This window comes from Vibrio sp. V10_P2A27P122, from assembly GCF_963874335.1.
Classification (GTDB): domain Bacteria; phylum Pseudomonadota; class Gammaproteobacteria; order Enterobacterales; family Vibrionaceae; genus Vibrio; species Vibrio anguillarum.
The window spans coordinates 1-13,986 of the sequence record NZ_CAWNHY010000305.1 but is presented as its reverse complement, the minus strand read 5'-3'; the positions used below and the strand labels follow the sequence as shown (position 1 = coordinate 13,986).

The following is a 13,986-nucleotide window of genomic DNA, read 5'->3' as shown; positions in this document are numbered from 1 at the left end:
AGGTAGTGTTTTACGATGTGCATATTAGTATTAATTATCCAGTCAATATAGACCAATTTCTCGAAATTAATTGCCTAATTCTCTAATTGTCGTATTCTTCCTTCAGTTTTGATAAGGGGGCATAATGAGTAAACTGGCGCAACTGATGCAGCAATACATTGAAAAACAATCTTTAGATCATTTGGAAGGTATTCACCAAACGGCAGTGCCGGGCGTATTGTTTTATCGCAGCAGCCGCGGTAATGGTAGACAACCCCTTGTGTATCAATCCGGTATCATATTGTTGGGGCAAGGACATAAACGCATTCATATTGGTAGCCAACCCGTAAATTATGGCCCCAATGATTACTTGGTTGTTGGGGTACCTTTACCACTTGAGTGCGAAGCTTTTGCGTCAGAAAGTGAACCGTTATTGGGCTTGACTATTAATATCGATCACTCACTTCTCCTTAAACAGGTTGATCGACTTGAGGCTTCTGGTTTTTTATCTGATTGCATAGACAAATCAAAATGCGGGCTGAAATCAGTAGAAATGGGCGCAAAGATGCAAGCAAGTGCGATTCGTTTGATGTCTGCATTGGTTGATGATCTTGAAGCTAAAGTGCTTGGCGAAAGCTTAGTCGAGGAGATTGTGTTTCGGGCATTAACCAGCGAGCACGGTTATGTGCTTTTTGATCTCGCTCATCAAGAAGGACACTACGCCCGGATAGCCAAAGCGTTGAGTAAAGTACATCAAGAATATGATCAGTCCATTACCGTTCAGTTACTCGCCGAAGAAGCCAATATGAGTGTCTCGGCGTTTCACCACGCCTTTAGGTTGGTGACGTTAGAATCTCCTTTACAATATTTAAAAAAAGTCAGGCTTAACAGAGCGAAAGAGCTGATTCGTGTGGAAGGCAAGCGTGTGAACGATGCCGCTCGTTTAGTTGGTTATGCCAGCGCATCTCAGTTTAGTCGAGAATATAAGCGACATTTTAATGAAACCCCAAGAGGAGTACAGCGTTAGAAATCGCGCATAAAGTTAAACTCTACATTTTTGTAACAATTAGTGTTGTTGCATATTTTTTGCTCTTTTTGATAGTGTGTAAGTTAAATAACCGGCAGGCAGTCCGTACATTGTTCTGATTTCGGCGCTTTTTTTAGAATCGGAAAATTAACCAATAATTAGTTGTTGATGCAAAATAACGATGCCTCTTTTGCAGAAATAGTGCAACTTGTTGCGAGTGATTTTTGATATTTGAACAAATTGAGGTGCTTATTTATCGCTCTGTTCTACAGTTGTTTCACGTGAGAATTAAAGTCTGGTTTCTTCTTGATACGAGGCTTTTTACAGTGAAACAATAACTTAAGGAATGAGCAGCTATGCATTTAAACAACAGGACAGTGGCAAAGGGTGTTTTTACACTGAGCACTTTAACGGCCTCTTGCTTGATGGCTTTTAACAGCTATGCAGCCGTTGATTGCACGACACTAAGCCCTTGGGAATCGTCAAAAGTTTATACTGGCGGTAACAAGGTTCAGCACAGTGGTACCGCCTACCAAGCCAACTATTGGACTCAAGGTAACGATCCAGCCAACTTTTCCGGTGATTATGCCCAGTGGAAAGTGTTGGATGTTTGCGCCACTTCCGGTGGTGAGAACCAGCTACCGACCGCGAATCTCTCTTCACCTTCCGCAGCAGATGTGATTGCTGTCGGTGATACCGTAATATTAAGTGCGAACGCAACCGATAGTGACGGCAGCGTTGCTCGAGTCGAGTTTTCTGTCGATGGTGCAATTGTGGGTATAGTCACCACGGCACCTTATAAAGCCACGTGGGTCGCAACCGCTGGTCAGCATGAATTCAGTGTTGTAGCCATCGATGATAAAGGTGATGCCAGCGTGAAAAGTGCAACGACCTTAACGGTGAAAGAGGCACAACAACCAGGCAATCAGGCTCCAACCGTTGATATTACGCTCTCTGCGGTTTCCGTTGACGTGGGGGCTTTAGTCACCTTAACCGCAAACGCTGCTGATACTGATGGAAGCGTCGATAAAGTTGATTTCTTCGTTGCGGGAACGCTGGTTGGAACAGCTGTTAGTGCTCCGTATACCTTAGAATACACCGCGACAAAAGCGGGTAACTTGGCGGTGTTTGCACGCGCCACTGATAACCTTGGTGCGACGACAGATTCCACGTTAGCGACTTTAACAGTCAATGGCGCGCCAATAGCTAATAATTGTCGTCCTGATGGTTTATATCAAACCGAAGGTGTGAATGTACCTTATTGCACTGTTTACGATGCGGAAGGTCGTGAGATCATGGGGGCGGATCATCCACGTCGTGTGATCGGTTATTTCACCAGTTGGCGTGCGGGTGATGATCCGCAATCGGCTTACCTTGTAAAAGACATCCCGTGGGAGCAGCTCACGCACATTAACTATGCCTTCGTCAGCATAGGTTCCGATGGCAAAGTGAATGTGGGAGATGTGAACGATGCCAATAATGCGGCAGTGGGCAAAGAGTGGCCAGGGGTTGAGATTGATCCTGCATTAGGCTTTAAAGGTCATTTTGGTGCGTTGGCAACAGCGAAGAAAAAATTTGATGTTAAGACCTTAATTTCTATCGGAGGCTGGGCTGAAACTGGCGGGCACTTTGATACGGCTGGCAACCGTGTCGCCGATGGTGGTTTTTATACGATGACAACCAACGCTGATGGCTCTATCAACCACGCTGGTATTGAAAAATTTGCAACATCGGCTGTTGAAATGATTCGTAAATATCAATTCGATGGTGTCGATATCGACTATGAATATCCAACCTCAATGGCGGGCGCAGGTAATCCAGATGATAAAGCGATTATGGAACCTCGCCGTGCTTATTTATGGGCGTCGTACCAAGAGTTAATGAAGGTACTACGTCAGAAGCTTGATCAAGCATCGGCACAAGATGGACACCATTACATGCTGACGATTGCAGCACCGTCTTCTGGTTATCTATTGCGTGGTATGGAGACGTTTGATGTCACTCAGTATCTTGATTATGTGAACATCATGTCTTATGACTTACACGGCGCATGGAATGATCACGTGGGTCACAACGCGGCTTTGTACGATACTGGTAAAGATTCAGAGTTAGCACAGTGGAACGTGTATGGTACGGCTCAATACGGTGGTATTGGTTACCTCAACACTGACTGGGCTTATCATTATTTCCGCGGTTCTATGCCCGCAGGGCGTATCAATATCGGCGTTCCTTACTACACGCGCGGCTGGCAAGGTGTCACGGGTGGAGAGAATGGTTTATGGGGGCGAGCGGCATTACCTAACCAAGCTGAATGTGCTCCGGGCACTGGTGAGGGTGAGAAAAACAACTGTGGCCACGGCGCGGTGGGTATTGACAACATGTGGCACGACACCGATCCGAAAGGAAACGAGATGGGCGCAGGTTCAAACCCAATGTGGCATGCCAAAAACCTAGAGAAGGGGATTTGGGGCTCTTACGCCCAAGCTTATAACCTTGATCCAGTGAATGAGCCTGCCGATCAACTTGTCGGTCTTTACCAACGTCACTATGACAGCGTTGCCGTCGCGCCTTGGCTGTGGAATGCCGATAAAGGGGTGTTCTTATCAACTGAAGATAAAGAGTCTATCAACACCAAAGCCGATTATGTCATCGATAAAGAGATCGGCGGCATCATGTTTTGGGAGTTAGCGGGCGATTATAACTGTTATGTCTTGGACGCTAATGGTCAACGCACTCAAGTGGATTCAACAGAGCAAGCTTGTGCAAGCGGAAATGGCGAATACCACATGGGTAATACCATGACGAAAGCAATTTATGACAAGTTTAAGTCGGCAACGCCTTATGGCAACACGCTTGCAACAGGAACGATTGCCAGTGAAACCGTAGACATCGCGGTCTCCGTTGGTGGATTTAAGGTGGGTGATCAAAACTACCCAATCAATCCGAAAATCAGCTTTACTAACAACACGGGTCAAGATATCCCAGGTGGTACTGAGTTCCAGTTTGATATCCCCGTATCTGCACCTGATAATGCTAAAGACCAATCTGGTGGTGGCTTGAAGGTGATTGCTTCTGGCCATACTCGCGCCAACAACGTCGGTGGCTTAGACGGTGTCATGCACCGCGTAGCGTTTAGTTTACCGAACTGGAAAGCTCTGCCCGCAGGCGGCGTGTATGAGTTGGATATGGTTTACTACCTCCCTATTTCTGGGCCTGCAAATTACAGCGTAAACATTAATGGTGTCGATTACGCCTTCAAGTTTGAACAACCGGATCTTCCACTTGCTGACCTATCTTCTGGTGGCAGTGACGGTGGAGATACTGGCGGTGGCGATACCGGTGGTACCACGAATCCTAGCAATGTCATTACTTGGGTTCCCGGATCCACACAGGTGAAAACTGGCGATGTTGTGATTTACAACGGGAAATGTTTTATTGCCAAAAACAACCCCGGCGTTTGGGAGTCACCGACTCAGTCAAATTGGTTTTGGGATGCAACAACGTGCCCATAACCGAGCGTGATTAATCGGTATGTTTTGAACTCAGTGTAAAGTAAGAAGCCTTAGCGTGTGCTAAGGCTTCATTTTAATGAGGGATAAATTGAGTGGGCAAAAAAATCTAGGTTTAGAATTGATAACTTTCGGGTACCACAACAATGCCATTTTCTGAAATACGGAAACGCTGGGCATCTTCAACTGGGTTTAAGCCAATTTGAGTATGTGGAGGGATTTTTACATGTTTATCAATAATACATCTCATGAGCTGACACCCTGCGCCGACTTCAACATCATCAAATAAAATGCTATCGACCACTGTTGCACCATCATCAATTCTGACGTTTGAAGAAATAATGGAGTGTTGTACAGAACCTCCAGAATTAATCACACCGTTTGAAATGATCGAATTAATGAATATACCTTCGTTACCTGTTGCCGAAGAAACCGTGCGCGCAGGTGGGTATTGCGCTTCGTATGTTCGAATGGCCCAGTTTTTTTGGTATAAGTTCATTGGTGGAACAGGTTCGAGTAAATCCATGTTAGCGTTATAAAAAGAATCAAGTGTTCCGACATCTCGCCAGTAACAATCTTTAGCGACTCGCCCCCGGTCACCGCAAAACTCATACGCATAAGCAGCATGGCTTTCAATCAATTTGGGAATGATGTCATTGCCAAAATCGTGACTCGAGTTTTCCAGTTCAGCATCATTAATCAAAGCACTTTTTAATTCTTCCATATCAAAAATGTAGATTCCCATAGAAACTAAGCTGCGATGAGGATTATTGGGCATGGAGGGTGGGTCACTTGGTTTTTCGATGAATGAGGTGATTTTGAAGTCATTATCCACATTCATCACGCCAAAGGCAGAAGCTTGTTCTCTTGGGACATCCATGCAGGCGATAGTCAGTGCAGCATTTTTTTGCTTATGAGCTTCGAGCATAGAGGCATAGTCCATCCGGTAGATATGATCACCAGATAAAACAACGACGTGTTTGGCATCACTGCGTGAAAGTAACCACATATTGTGATAGATAGCGTCCGCCGTTCCTTCGTACCATTTTCCGCCTTTTCTCATCTGCGGGGGGATCACAGAAATGAATTCGCCGAGTTCTGGATTGAAAATAGACCAGCCATCACGTAAATGTTTTTGTAATGAATGAGATTTATATTGAGTCAGGACCAAAATCTTTCGCAGCCCTGAGTGTAGGCAGTTGGTGAGTGTAAAATCAATGATTCGATATTTTCCACCAAAGGGTACAGCCGGTTTTGCTCTGTCATCAGTTAGCGGAGATAGCCGCGAACCGACGCCACCTGCTAACACAACGGTTAGTGTTTCTTGCATCTTATTTCTCCCTAAATATGTGCAATCTATTTACCATATTAGAGAGTAGTACAAGTTTTAAGCCAAAAGTAAAAATGATAGCGAACAATACGTTACAAACTAAGTTTGCGATAATTGCACAAAAATAAACCCGTTTTATTTCTCGATGCACTTAAATGGTGCTAATTGTTAAGCAAATTCTTCCATCTCGACACTGGTCAATACCGAGACAAGATTACGCCCCGAAGCTTTTGACTCATACAATGCAATATCGGCCCGTTTATACACTTCTTCTGGTTTTTCTGTAATGTCAGTGATGCCACCGCTGATCGACACTTCTAAACGATGATTTAAGTGAACGGCTACTCGTAAACGGTGCATGACCAACTCAGCTTCTGCCAGTGGTGTATGAGGCATAATGATGGCAAACTCTTCGCCTCCGATGCGAGCTAAAAAGTCCGTTTCTCTTAGGTGCTCACTTAATTGTGTTGCGACAGAGCGAATGATTTTATCGCCTTCTGCGTGGCCTAATTTATCATTAATGCGTTTAAAATGGTCGATATCAATAATCGCTAAGCACGACTGCACTTGAGCTTGGTAACGTTTTACGCGTAAGCATTCTGAACGCATTTCTTGATCAAATTTCCTGCGGTTCCAAATGTTGGTGAGCGCATCTTTCTCGCTGAGCTCACGCAGGCGATTTTCTAGCTCTTTGCGATGACTAATATCAACAAAGGAGGCCACATAAAACTGAATAATTCCGTCTGAATCACGGATGGTTTGGATACGTAAGATCTCGGTTTGCATTGAGCCATCTTTACGCTTATTAATGACTTCACCTTCCCATAGCCCTTCGTCTTGCAGCACTTTCCACATATTCATGTAAAAAGCTTGATTGTGCTTACCGGAGGAAAAAACGGAAGGTTGTTTACCTCTTACCTCGGCTAAGGTGTAGCCGCTGATCCGGGTAAACTCATTGTTTACTTTGATAATGCGGTTATTACGATCGGTAATCACCATAGCGGACATACCATTCATCGCCGCCCTAGCCAGTTTGCTCTCGATACTGTTTTTATCGTGGTTTGCGTTCCAACGAATAAAACCGGCGGCAATCGTCATTACTAATAGCGCGATGCCAACCGCTTGAAAGCCAATTTTTAGCTCTGTGGCAGAAAGCAATTTATTGAGGGCATCACCATTTAATGACTGAATTAGGTAAATTGGCTCCATTTCTGGGAATATGGATTGCAAAGGAACTTGAGTAAAACTATACCAGCAGTTGTTATCCCATACCGTGCCAGAAGCTTGCTCTTGCATACTTTTCCATAGTATAGGGGCGACACTGTTAATATTCAGCATGTGGTATTTCGACGGGTTTTCTTGCTGAGATAAGATCTCATTTTCATGATGAATATACTGACCCTTGAAACTGATGATGTCTGGGCGACTCAGTGAATTTAAACTCTGGTTAAATTTTTTGTACAATTGGGTTAAGTTAAGATTTGCTACAAAATAGCCTTGCCTTTTTCCATCAAAATCTATTGGTGCAATAATCCTAAATACTGCGGTTATCTGGGAAGCAGTACCATAATTTTCTTCTTCTCTTTCACTATCAACACCGAAGATCCCAATTTGGTTTGGGGAAAGGTTTTGCGCATACTGAAAATAGTCTCGGTGCAATTTGTTTTTTAGTTGTGATCTTGGTACTACTTCTGTTGATCCATTACTCTGATTCACGCGAATTAATTCGTTACCCGCTATATCAAAAAGCCTGAGCCGAGAATAAAGGGTTTGAATACGAGCTGCTAATAACCAAAACGCCTGTACCGCTTCGATATTTTCGGTGGAGGGAAGACGTAATGCGCTGTACAACATGGTGTTGTTTGACAATATTTGAGTGGAATTGTAAACGTCATTAAACGCAGTAAGCAGTTCGTGCTTATTGTATTCGAGTTGAGAATGGCTTTTTTGTTCGATCATTTGCACAGTTTGTTCGTGAGCTTTGTCGAATTCTTTGACGAAATAAAGAAAGGGCACAACCCCAAGCACGACACTAACAAATAGCCATTGAGCTAAGTATTTATAGAAAGAGCGAAACATAGCGGCACACATAAGTTATTGAATGCATAGTATATCGCTGATATATGAGAAGTCGCTTCCAAATATCTGATATCGTGGAGTACATCAAATTTGTGGGGTAATTCTGTTGATACAAAGAGTCAAAAGAAGCGCATAAGTAGCGAAGAAGCATCATGCGCTTAAGCCTGAAGGCCGTTTTACGTTTTAGAACTGAAAACGAACATTCATGACGATCTGTGGGCCGTAAACGCCGTTGTTTTTGGTTTCAGCTCCTAACGATAATTGTTCGGTAGAGTGAAAACGTAATCCAGCGCAAAAGACCGAGTGTTCATCGTTCTTACCCAGTTTAATATTGGCTTCAATTTGGCTCGATAACCAGATCCGGCTGCCAATATTAAACTCCAACTGGGTTTCGCTTTTGCCACCCTGTTCATCGGTAGGTCTAATGTGGTGAACAAGCATTTGTCCGTAGACATCAGCAAATTGGTTTATTGGACCGTTAAAGCCAATTCCGCCAGCGGCATCCCAATCTCCGTCAAATCTCGAATCGTAACGAGCGACCAGGTGTGTGTTATCGGTTAAATAAGTACTAAATTCTGCACCTGAGGATTCAGGGCTGATAGCGGTTCTGACTTCAAAGAAGTTATAATTAAAATTGTTAGCTTGCGCAGAGAAAGAAAGAACGCATGACAAACCGACTAGGCCTAGTGAGTACGCTTTTTTATACATGTACGCTTCGTCCTGAAAAGATGAAAATTAAGCTGAATAAGATACAGCAATGGCCTGCAAATTACAGGCCATTTTCACAAAAAAATCCATCTTATTTTTTGTGTTTTACCATCAAGAGAGCAATAAACAGTAATGATTATAGAACTTGGATCTGATCCACTTCGATTTCAGGTGTCAGTCCTCCTTCATATTCGCCATAAAGGCGAACCTTAGTCTCGGCATTGAGTGGTGCTGTGAAGTGGATATCATCATCCAGTTCTACTTGAATCTCACCGTTGCCATCACTGAATACGAATGTGTCTTTTCTGATTTGACGAATCAACTTTCCTTCAACCACAACATGCTTTTCTGTAAACATATTGGTGTCTTTTAGCAACGATTCCACAGACGTAAGTTCGATAGGACCATTGTAATTGATGGCACTACTGTTTTGGTTATGGTTACCTGCAAAAGCGAAAACAGGAGCAATAATCATCGAAGCTGCTAGGGCTAGTGTTGTACGTTTCATTTTTAATTCCTCTATGGGTTTGTTGTTTTGATGAAGCGATTTAAACACTAAGATGTTGAACACACTCTGAGCGGAACATTAATATTCCATTCATTTTATTGAGTGAGTAGCAGCTGTGACGGTATGATTACCAGCAAACGCCTATCGTAGAGTTAATATGGAATCAACATTAAGGTCATTGATGGTGCAGGGCACCACTTCCGACGCTGGAAAAAGTGTGCTAGTTGCAGGCTTATGCCGAGTGTTAGCACGTCGAGGAATAAAAGTAGCCCCTTTTAAGCCGCAAAACATGGCGCTCAATAGTGCGGTGACGGCCGATGGTGGCGAAATCGGGAGAGCGCAAGCTGTTCAGGCTCAAGCGTGTGGCGTTGAGCCATCGGTACACATGAACCCTGTATTACTCAAGCCAAATTCAGACACGGGTGCGCAGGTTATCCTGCAAGGCAGAGCGCTCTCTAATATGGAAGCAACGGGTTATCACGATTATAAGAAAGTCGCGATGAATACTGTGCTTGATTCCTACGCTCGGTTACAAGCCGAGTATCAAAGTGTCATGATTGAAGGGGCGGGAAGCCCGGCTGAAATCAACCTACGCGAAAACGACATTGCTAACATGGGGTTTGCTGAAGCGGCCGATGTACCTGTGATTATCATTGCCGATATTGATAGAGGCGGTGTATTTGCTCATCTGTATGGCACGTTAGCACTGCTTTCTGAATCGGAACAGCTGCGTGTAAAAGGGTTTGTGATTAACCGCTTTCGAGGTGATATTGCGTTACTGCAATCTGGCCTTGATTGGTTAGAAGCAAAAACGGGTAAACCCGTCATTGGTGTGCTGCCTTATTTACATGGTTTTGATTTAGAAGCAGAAGATGCGATCACTCAAGCGCAAACCCTCAGCAGCAACAGTAAATTGAATATTGTGGTGCCAGTGTTGACTCGCATTAGTAACCATACTGATTTTGATGCGTTGCGTTTAAATCCTGATGTTGACTTACGTTATGTGGGAAAGGGTGAACGGATCGAAAATGCGGATCTGATTCTGCTTCCGGGCAGTAAATCTGTAAGGGACGATCTTGCGTATCTTCGCTCGCAAGGTTGGGATCAGGATATCAAACGTCACTTGCGTTTCGGAGGCAAAGTGATGGGCATTTGTGGTGGTTACCAAATGTTAGGTCGGGTAATTCGCGATCCACTCGGTGTTGAAGGTGAAACGGGCGAAAGTGAAGGACTGGGGTTGTTGAACGTCAGTACAGAACTCACCGCTGAAAAAACGCTCAGGAATGTTCAAGGCGAGCTTATTTTACCGCAAGGTAAAGCGAAGGTCTCAGGCTACGAGATCCACGTTGGACGCACAACGCTCGATGATGCATCATCCTCAGCAATCATCACGTTAGACAATGGCAACCGTGACGGTTTATTAAGTGATTGCCAGCAAGTGTTGGGGACTTACATGCACGGAATTTTTGATAGTTTTCCTGCAACTGAGCTTATCTGTCGCTGGGCTGGTGCCGCTGATATAAGTTATTACGATCATGTGGCGCAAAAAGAACAAGCCATTAACCGCATTGCGGATGCGATTGAAGAGCATTTGAACTTGGCCTTATTATGGCCAGAATTAACGGAGCGTTAACATGAGAAAAATACTGCTCTCTATCGTCGCCATGCTGTGCTGTACGGCGGTTTATGCACAAGAGAAAATCACTGTTTATGCAGCGTCATCCATGACGAATGCGGTTAATGAATTGATTGCGGCTTACCAGCCGAAACAACCGTTAGATATTGTGCCCGTTTATGCGGGTTCATCCGCGCTTGCTCGTCAAATTGAGCAAGGTGCACCAGCGGATATTTTTATTTCAGCCAATGATAACTGGGTTACTCACTTGCTTAACAAGAACATTGTGACGAGCGATAAGGTCACATTGTTGGCTGGAAATCAGCTGGTGCTTATCGCCCCTCAATCGTCGAAGCTCAATTCGCTGGTGGTAAATGATGTTGCGGCATGGCTTGACGCCTTGAACGGTTCACGTTTAGCGATAGGTAACACAATGGCGGTGCCTGTGGGAATGTATGCCAAAGAGGCACTAGAAAAGTTAAAAGTGTGGTCGTCGCTCGCCCCTATGCTGGCTCAAACCAATAACGTACGTTTAGCGCTTGCGCTAGTGGAACGTCAAGAAGCCGCACTTGGTATTGTATATAAGACGGATGCATTGATGAGCAATAAGGTCAAAGTGGTACACGAATTTGATTCAAGCCTACACAGCGCTATCCATTATCCTTTAGTGCAGCTAACTGAGCGTGATACGGTGAATCAATTCATGCTTTTTTTACGCAGCGATCAAGCAAAAAGTATCTTACAGAACTACGGTTTTAGCGTGATAACAGGAACGGATTCCTTTGCTTTCTGAATATGAATGGGTTGCACTGCAACTGAGCTTAAAAGTCGCGATTTATACCGTGCTTTGGCTCTTACCGCTGGGAATGTTTTTTGCGTGGCTACTCGCCAGAAAGCAGTTTTGGGGTAAAAGTATACTGGATAGCCTAGTGCATTTGCCGCTCGTATTACCGCCAGTGGTTGTGGGGTATCTTCTGTTGATCACCATGGGTAAACAAGGCGTAATTGGGCAGTGGCTTGATAATATGTTTGGCTTGCGTTTCAGCTTCAGTTGGCGTGGAGCCGTGTTGGCGTGTGTCATCATCGCACTGCCCTTGATGGTTCGTGCGATTCGTTTAAGCCTTGAAAGCGTCGATCCTAAGTTAGAGCAAGCGGCTCGAACCTTAGGCGCTTCACCACTCAAAGTTTTTTTGACCATTACATTACCCTTAACGATACCCGGGCTGATCACTGGCGCGATGCTCTCTTTTGCTCGCAGCCTAGGTGAGTTTGGAGCCACCATTAGCTTTGTGTCCAATATTCCCGGTGAAACACAAACGCTTCCTCTTGCGATGTATAACTTTTTAGAAACGCCAGGAGCCGAAATGGAAGCGATGCGTTTGTGTATTATCTCGATCGCGATTGCCTTGGCTTCGTTATTCATTTCTGAAGTGATTAGCCGCCGAATGACTCGGCGCTTAGGGACTCAATGATGAGTGGGTTAAAGATTCAATTTGAAAAACAGTTAGGTGATATCAAGCTTAATGCGGATTTGGTTTTACCAAGCCGTGGTATTTGTGCTGTTTTCGGGCGTTCAGGGGCGGGTAAAACCTCCTTCATCAATATTATTAGTGGATTGGTGAAGCCTGAACTTGGTGAAATCGAGATCAATGGCCGCATCCTATTTAGTCAACGAAAAAAAATCAACTTGCCTGTTGAAAAGCGCAATGTTGGTTACGTTTTTCAAGATGCTCGATTGTTTCCACATTACACCGTTCATGGCAATTTAAACTATGGTGTCAAAAAAAAGGATGCCGACCACTTCGCCGCCATCGTAAAATTATTGGCCTTAGCGCCATTACTTACACGTTATCCGCATGATTTATCGGGTGGGGAGAAACAGCGAGTAGCGATTGGCCGAGCCTTACTATCCAAGCCAGATATTTTATTGATGGATGAGCCGTTGGCATCGCTCGATATGCCGCGCAAACGTGAAGTGATGCCTTTTTTGGAAGAGCTGGCTCATAGCGTACATATTCCAATTCTCTATGTGACGCACAGCATGAATGAAATTTTGCGTCTGGCTAATCATTTAGTTGTGTTAGAGCAGGGCGCTGTGCTGATAAACGGTGAGCTAGAGCAAGTGTGGTCTTCAAATTATATGCGACCTTGGCAATCATTTGCCGACCAAAGTAGTCTGTTTTCTGCCCACATCTGCCAGCACAACAAAGATTATGCGCTCACACAGGTCTCGCTTGCAGATGATGTCAAACTTTGGGTGCAATATGTGGAAGGCGAGGTAGGCTCTGCACTGCGATTACAGATCCGTGCGAATGATGTTTCGGTGGCGCTTGATAAGCCAAACCGGACGTCAATTCGTAATATTCTGCCTGCGCAGATTTGCCAGCTTGAAAAGCAGCCTCAAGGTACTGATAAACAGAGTGTGGGGATAAAACTCAAGTTAGGCGAAGGGTGTTACCTGTGGGCTACGGTAACCAAATGGGCGGCTGATGAGCTGCAACTGGATGTTGGTGATTCGCTGTATGTGCAAATTAAAGGGGTGAGCGTGTCGCAGCGTGATATCGTCTTAACGCATTAATGTTTTCATTATTAATGTATTGATTCAATAACCTAAGCCTCTCTTATCTCGAGTTCAGGTTCAATAGAAAAAGCCGTCATATAAAATTGACGGCTTTATGCTCAATGGTGTGCGTTTTATTTTGCAAACACGTCTTTAAAGTCGCGTTTTAGAATCGGGTCGCGGCGTGCTTTTTTGATCTGTTTAACCATATCTTTCACACAGTTATGCAGCACTTGATCAAGAAGCTCTGCTCGGTACTCTTCTTTATCTTGGTCTGTCATCTCTTTCGGTAAATTCAATGTTGGGAACTCCTCCATGACATTGACACCAGCAAAGGCTTGGCTGACAGAGATCAACGCATGAAACTGTTCAAAATTATCCAACACATTTTGCGCACTGGCTGGTAGAGAGTTCCAAGACTCGCGTACCGCTTCTTCAGAGACTTCATGTATAGACACGACCATGTAGTACATCTCTTGTGGCACTTGATCAAATTCAATTACTTGGCGCAATTCTGGCGAGATGGCGTCTAAGTCCACTACAGGTTGTTCGGTTTGCTTTACTTCAGACATGAAGATATCTCTTTAGGGGAAAAGCTACATGCTAAAAATTTATAGCGAAAAGTCAATATTGTGCGCAAAATTAAACAAAGAAAGTGAATAAATCTATGT

11 protein-coding genes are annotated in these 13,986 nt (G+C 44.3%); 6 read left to right on the top strand and 5 right to left on the bottom strand.

The annotated features are described in order from the left end of the window. Positions 1 to 124 precede the first annotated feature (124 nt). Together AACQ17_RS16985 and AACQ17_RS16980 are read left to right on the top strand one after the other, a co-directional pair. Entirely contained in the window at positions 125 to 1,006 is an 882-nt protein-coding gene (locus AACQ17_RS16985; protein ID WP_017047225.1) for an AraC family transcriptional regulator, read from the top strand. A 356-nt stretch (positions 1,007 to 1,362) separates the two neighbouring features. Beyond that, a complete protein-coding gene (locus tag AACQ17_RS16980) occupies positions 1,363 to 4,518 on the top strand; it encodes a chitinase C-terminal domain-containing protein (RefSeq protein WP_094147249.1) in 3,156 nt (1,051 codons plus the stop codon). 112 nt (positions 4,519 to 4,630) lie between these two features. Here AACQ17_RS16980 and glgC read toward each other — a convergent pair whose 3' ends face one another. From glgC to AACQ17_RS16960, 4 genes are all read right to left on the bottom strand, one after another. Next, positions 4,631 to 5,845, bottom strand: coding sequence for a glucose-1-phosphate adenylyltransferase (gene glgC, locus AACQ17_RS16975; RefSeq protein ID WP_094167805.1), 1,215 nt, complete (start codon positions 5,843 to 5,845; stop codon positions 4,631 to 4,633). 168 nt (positions 5,846 to 6,013) lie between these two features. Further along, positions 6,014 to 7,924: a sensor domain-containing diguanylate cyclase gene (locus tag AACQ17_RS16970; RefSeq protein WP_013867889.1), complete on the bottom strand. Its 1,911-nt coding sequence runs from the start codon at positions 7,922 to 7,924 to the stop codon at positions 6,014 to 6,016. Between the two features lie 183 nt (positions 7,925 to 8,107). Continuing rightward, positions 8,108 to 8,632: a hypothetical protein gene (locus AACQ17_RS16965; RefSeq protein ID WP_017046411.1), complete on the bottom strand. Its 525-nt coding sequence runs from the start codon at positions 8,630 to 8,632 to the stop codon at positions 8,108 to 8,110. A gap of 136 nt (positions 8,633 to 8,768) precedes the next feature. Beyond that, complete coding sequence (locus tag AACQ17_RS16960; protein ID WP_026028331.1) at positions 8,769 to 9,140, bottom strand: YgiW/YdeI family stress tolerance OB fold protein; 372 nt, start codon at positions 9,138 to 9,140, stop codon at positions 8,769 to 8,771. Between the two features lie 157 nt (positions 9,141 to 9,297). On the opposite strand from AACQ17_RS16960, the gene AACQ17_RS16955 reads away from it, so the two are divergent. From AACQ17_RS16955 to modC, 4 genes are read left to right on the top strand one after another with little or no spacing between them, the layout of a single operon-like run. Then, positions 9,298 to 10,773, top strand: coding sequence for a cobyric acid synthase (locus AACQ17_RS16955; protein WP_047689695.1), 1,476 nt, complete (start codon positions 9,298 to 9,300; stop codon positions 10,771 to 10,773). 1 nt (position 10,774) lies between these two features. After that, positions 10,775 to 11,548, top strand: coding sequence for a molybdate ABC transporter substrate-binding protein (gene modA / locus AACQ17_RS16950; RefSeq protein WP_094123753.1), 774 nt, complete (start codon positions 10,775 to 10,777; stop codon positions 11,546 to 11,548). Further along, positions 11,538 to 12,227: a molybdate ABC transporter permease subunit gene (gene modB, locus AACQ17_RS16945; RefSeq protein WP_017046414.1), complete on the top strand. Its 690-nt coding sequence runs from the start codon at positions 11,538 to 11,540 to the stop codon at positions 12,225 to 12,227. The genes modA and modB overlap by 11 nt, the downstream gene beginning before the upstream one ends. Beyond that, positions 12,227 to 13,333, top strand: coding sequence for a molybdenum ABC transporter ATP-binding protein ModC (gene modC / locus AACQ17_RS16940; protein WP_170935201.1), 1,107 nt, complete (start codon positions 12,227 to 12,229; stop codon positions 13,331 to 13,333). Before modB ends, modC begins: the two co-directional genes overlap by 1 nt. Positions 13,334 to 13,449: 116 nt before the next feature. On the opposite strand, the gene AACQ17_RS16935 is transcribed toward modC, so the two are convergent. After that, positions 13,450 to 13,887 (bottom strand): DUF3069 domain-containing protein, encoded by a 438-nt coding sequence (locus tag AACQ17_RS16935; RefSeq protein ID WP_017046416.1) that lies wholly within the window; start codon positions 13,885 to 13,887, stop codon positions 13,450 to 13,452. Positions 13,888 to 13,986: the final 99 nt, after the last annotated feature.

Bases quoted from the DNA above. Each gene is read 5' to 3' on its own strand.
- AACQ17_RS16935 (WP_017046416.1), bottom strand. From the start codon at position 13,887: ATGTCTGAAGTAAAGCAAACCGAACAACCTGTAGTGGACTTAGACGCC.
- AACQ17_RS16960 (WP_026028331.1), bottom strand. From the start codon at position 9,140: ATGAAACGTACAACACTAGCCCTAGCAGCTTCGATGATTATTGCTCCT.
- AACQ17_RS16985 (WP_017047225.1), top strand. From the start codon at position 125: ATGAGTAAACTGGCGCAACTGATGCAGCAATACATTGAAAAACAATCT.
- glgC (WP_094167805.1), bottom strand. From the start codon at position 5,845: ATGCAAGAAACACTAACCGTTGTGTTAGCAGGTGGCGTCGGTTCGCGG.
- modA (WP_094123753.1), top strand. From the start codon at position 10,775: ATGAGAAAAATACTGCTCTCTATCGTCGCCATGCTGTGCTGTACGGCG.
- AACQ17_RS16955 (WP_047689695.1), top strand. From the start codon at position 9,298: ATGGAATCAACATTAAGGTCATTGATGGTGCAGGGCACCACTTCCGAC.
- AACQ17_RS16980 (WP_094147249.1), top strand. From the start codon at position 1,363: ATGCATTTAAACAACAGGACAGTGGCAAAGGGTGTTTTTACACTGAGC.
- AACQ17_RS16965 (WP_017046411.1), bottom strand. From the start codon at position 8,632: ATGTATAAAAAAGCGTACTCACTAGGCCTAGTCGGTTTGTCATGCGTT.
- modC (WP_170935201.1), top strand. From the start codon at position 12,227: ATGAGTGGGTTAAAGATTCAATTTGAAAAACAGTTAGGTGATATCAAG.
- AACQ17_RS16970 (WP_013867889.1), bottom strand. From the start codon at position 7,924: ATGTTTCGCTCTTTCTATAAATACTTAGCTCAATGGCTATTTGTTAGT.